This window comes from Mycobacterium sp., assembly GCF_052144515.1.
Lineage (GTDB): Bacteria > Actinomycetota > Actinomycetes > Mycobacteriales > Mycobacteriaceae > Mycobacterium.
The window spans coordinates 1-3,895 of record NZ_JBKQQD010000254.1 but is presented as its reverse complement, the minus strand read 5'-3'; the positions used below and the strand labels follow the sequence as shown (position 1 = coordinate 3,895).

2 protein-coding genes and 1 pseudogene are annotated in these 3,895 nt (G+C 65.3%); 2 read left to right on the top strand and 1 reads right to left on the bottom strand.

The annotated features are described in order from the left end of the window. A pseudogene (locus ACLP9N_RS17140) lies at positions 1–410 on the top strand (hypothetical protein); the annotation flags it as partial. Positions 411–551: 141 nt separating this feature from the next. On the opposite strand, the gene ACLP9N_RS17135 reads toward ACLP9N_RS17140, so the two are convergent. Further along, positions 552–2,792, bottom strand: a complete 2,241-nt coding sequence (locus ACLP9N_RS17135; RefSeq protein WP_442408541.1) for an EVE domain-containing protein — start codon at positions 2,790–2,792, stop codon at positions 552–554. A gap of 611 nt (positions 2,793–3,403) precedes the next feature. Here ACLP9N_RS17135 and ACLP9N_RS17130 point away from each other — a divergent pair. After that, positions 3,404–3,526, top strand: a complete 123-nt coding sequence (locus ACLP9N_RS17130) for a hypothetical protein (RefSeq protein ID WP_442408540.1) — start codon at positions 3,404–3,406, stop codon at positions 3,524–3,526. Positions 3,527–3,895: the final 369 nt, after the last annotated feature.

Below are 3,895 nucleotides of genomic sequence, written 5' to 3'. Positions count from 1 at the left end.
ACGGACTGGTCCGCGCGATCGTCGACAGCGACCCCACCCCTTGGAAGCAGATGCCCTTCGCGGCGGCCGAGCAGAACCTGCACCGCGCGGCACGAGACGGGCTGGCAGCGCGGCTGTGCTGGCAGGGCGTCGACCACCCCGTCGACCAGCTCACCCGTGAGGTCCTGCTGCCGGCCGCTGCGGCCGGGCTCGACGCTTGGGGCGTGGATGCGGACGACCGCGACCGGTATCTCGGTGTCATCGAAGCACGGGTTCGATGCGGCCGTACCGGCGCTGCCTGGCAGACCGAGGCGGTGCGCTACCTCGAGAAGCGCGGGATGGAGCGCATCACGGCGCTGCGTGAGATGACACGGCGGTATGCCGAGCACGCGCACACCGGCGCCCCAGTGCACGAATGGCCCGTACCATGACCGACTGCATCAACCCGAGCGACAGGGGCTCTATCGTGCGTCCTCCCCAAGGGTGATGGATGAGTCTCAGTGACTTCAGCCGTTGACGGGTATCGGGGCGCCACGCCGACTGCCGGGTGAAGCCGACGCCACGGTGGGGGGTCACCGACCGTGGTCTTGCAGGGACCGGGAGAGCCGGTCCAGCGACGGTACGATGCCCCGAGTCACCGAGGCAGGTCCAGCAGCATCCCTGGCTCCCGAGTTCCACGCGAGTTCGTGATCACCCATCGGTGAAGCGCCGTCGAGAAGCAGCGCGAGTCGTATCTCCAGTAAGTCCTCCTCGGTCAACAGATCCTGCAGCGCGAGTGCGACCTTCGTCTTCCCCGTGCCTGATAACCCCGTGAGGATCAAGAACGGCTTGGTGCGCAGTGCGAGGTAGAGATCTTCGAGCACCCACGACTCAAACCAGAGACCCGCGCCAGCCGCGACCCTGCGCAGGACACCAGGCACCGCGAACGCGTCCCTCCCATTCAGGCTCTGGGGAGGTTCGGCAGTGATGAGTGAGAGAAGTCGTGACGCGAGCTCAGATGGCACTGGGTAGTTGGTGGCGTTCCCGAACTTCAGGTTTGCCAGATCGCGAAGGTCCCGATCGGCGAGCAGCGTATCGCGCGTGACCGGCGGCTCGACGATGCGGTCGATCCGCAACCAGACCCTCGTAGCGGTTCCGGCGTTGTAATCGCTCGGATCCCGATAGTAGGCAAGCTCGCTATCGGGCTCCGGTATCTCCGCCGGGTTGGACTCGACGGTGGCGAGCGCAATGACCGCGGCCTCCTGCCCGGTGCGGTAGAGGAAGACGCGATGCCCAGCCTTGATCCTGCGAGCGTGCCGGCTCGTCGTCCACGTCTGGCGCTCGAGCTCACGGACCGCACGGTCGATGTCATAGCGAGCCGGTTTTCCTTGGAAGAGCCACCACGGTCCGGTGTCCACCCGTGTCGTGGGGGTGTCCGTCGACTCCATGTCGGTGACGCGCCAATACACCCAGTCGATGTCGGAGAGCGAACGAAGCCCACTCTCGGCGAGTAGCAGTTTCCCACGTGCTCGGACCTCTGCCACTTGAGCCGCGGGACCGTCCTGCACCAGTGGCCAGCCGAGCTTCTCGTATGCCTCGTTCACCGTCTCGTTGACCGCCGGCTGTTCCCAGTCGCGAGCCATCGCGTAGAAACCGGTCCAGACCGCGATGCCGAACCCGCGGACGTGCCGATCACCACCCACGAGGGCAGCGATGCGGACGTCGAACGGGATTGTCTCATCGAGAATCCAGTCGATCGCAGCCCTGATCGCCGGCACATCGGCCCGCTCGCTGCCGACCGCTCGAGCGAGGCCGGTCCAGTGAAGGTTGCCATGTGCAGCGACGCGACCCTCTCGTTCCGCGGCACGGAGCTCGGCGTCGTTGAGCAGGGTCGGCGACTTCGCGTCGTATCTCTTGCCGTCGATCTCGACATACCCGAACGGTAGGAAGCGGTCGCGAAGACCAGCCCAGAGTGCATCATCTGTCAGGGTGTCTCGCTGCTCGATCCACGCCGCCAGCTGGCGGCACGCCAACTGATGTAGGTCGCCATGCTCGAGGCGCTCACGCTTCAACTCGGCGACGGCAGCGTCGAAGAGGTCCCGTCGGAACCCACGTGGGATCCGTCCCGACTCATCGTGGTCCACGGCCGGCCCGGCCACACCGAGACCAGCGGCTTGCATGTCCGTGCCGTCGTCCGAGTACACCCAGTCCACGAGCGGGCGGACTGCGCGCGACAATCGCACCAGGTCGTCGACGAACGCCGGTGCGGCACCGTCCACCTGCTCCGGTGCGAAGTACCTCGAGATGCTGGCTCCACCTTCGGACGAGGCGCCAGCGAACCTGAGCCACTCCTCGAATGTCCGGAACTCGCCGGCCTCCGGCGGCATGAGCCATTTCTTGCGAAACGACCACTCGGATCCGAGTCGCTGGGTGACGCCCTCAACTACGCCACGGGGCGCGGTCTGCATCCGCTCGCGTACGCGCGCGAACTCTCGACCGAGCTCGTCGCGAGTGTCGCCGGACTTAGACTGGCTGACACCAGCGCCGAGGCAGAAGCACAGCTCGATGCCGCTGGGTTGCACGATCAGCGCGACCTGCAACCCGAACGACTTGTGGGGCGAGGCAGACGGGTATGCGCAAGACCAGAGCAGTTTGGCCACGTGGCCGCTGATGCTGGGTCGGTTGACATCCGACTTGAACGGCCGCCAATCGGCCGACAGCTGGTCAGCGACCGTGGTCGCCGCTTCGAGGAGGCGTGTCCGCAGGTCAGCGATGCCGGATGTCTGCTCCTCTGTCAGATCGCTGGTCTGAGTACCGCCCGCGAACTCCTGCAATTAGGCACAGTCCGACCCGGTGAACGCCGGAGCGCCTCCCACTGGCATGTCCACAACCCTCCGCGTCCTGACTGCGCCAACGGCCCCAACGACCGTTGGGGGCGGTGTAGCACAACTTGATACCGCTTGCGAAAGCTAACTGACGTTACCGCCCGGGGCGGACAGCTGTGGGGACACGGCGTCCGCGCCTCGCGGGTATCGCGGTCAGTGCTCGCCACCGCCTCGCGATGGGCAGGAAGGCCGCGGCGACTGGAGCCGGGACCCCGCCGTCGGATGTACTGCGCAAAGCCTCCCCGATGACCGCCTGACCGCCGCATCGGCGGTGTTTTCGACAGCGGTAGGACAGAGTTAGGACACTTGGACTCCGGTCGGTGACCGGCAGCTAAGGGGATTCGAACCTCTGCCTCTACCTGCGGAAATACCGATTGACCTGCAGGTTCGCTCCGTCTCGTTCCAATTCAGTCCCGCTCGTTACCTGCGGTTTTGCTTTCGGGTATTGACGGCGTCAAGAGCGGATGGAAATACATCCGCGCACGTTGGCGGGTATCCGTCGACGTTGTCCCGGTGTTTACCAGTGTGCGATGACGTAGTCGCGCGCTTTTGGTGGGACCATGTTGCCCCGCTCAATCGGTGTACTGCGCCGCCACGAAGTCAGCGGGAATGTCGGGGAGTCTTTGGCGCCCTGCTTCGAGGGCGATGTCATCGAGACCATCGAGATCGTGTCGCGGCCGTAATTATGAAGCATCACTCTTTGCGCTCGTCGTGTCCTTTGTGTTTCAGTAGTTTCGCCTATGTTCTCGGATCGCATTTCCGGAGACCTGTCGCCAAACCGTTTGACGCTCGCGCTCCGGCAGCGGCGAGCATCCGGCAATCCAATCATCGATCTCACCGAGTCGAACGCCCACGCGGGGAACGCCGGTACAGCAGCCTCGGCCGCACCGACGACGTGCACGAGGCCCGGCGCATCCGAGCCGCTCTTGAGCGAGCCGGCCAGACCGTAATCATCCAGGCAGATCGGCGGCCGCCGCATTCAGCGTGAGAGGGGAATGGATGCCGGGCTTTTAACCCCGGCTGGTGCCTCTCGGCGGCACGTAGCCACAGCC

What these genes read in the sequence shown, in the direction of transcription:
- ACLP9N_RS17130 (WP_442408540.1), top strand. Translation starts at nt 3,404, where the DNA reads ATGTTGCCCCGCTCAATCGGTGTACTGCGCCGCCACGAAGTCAGCGGG.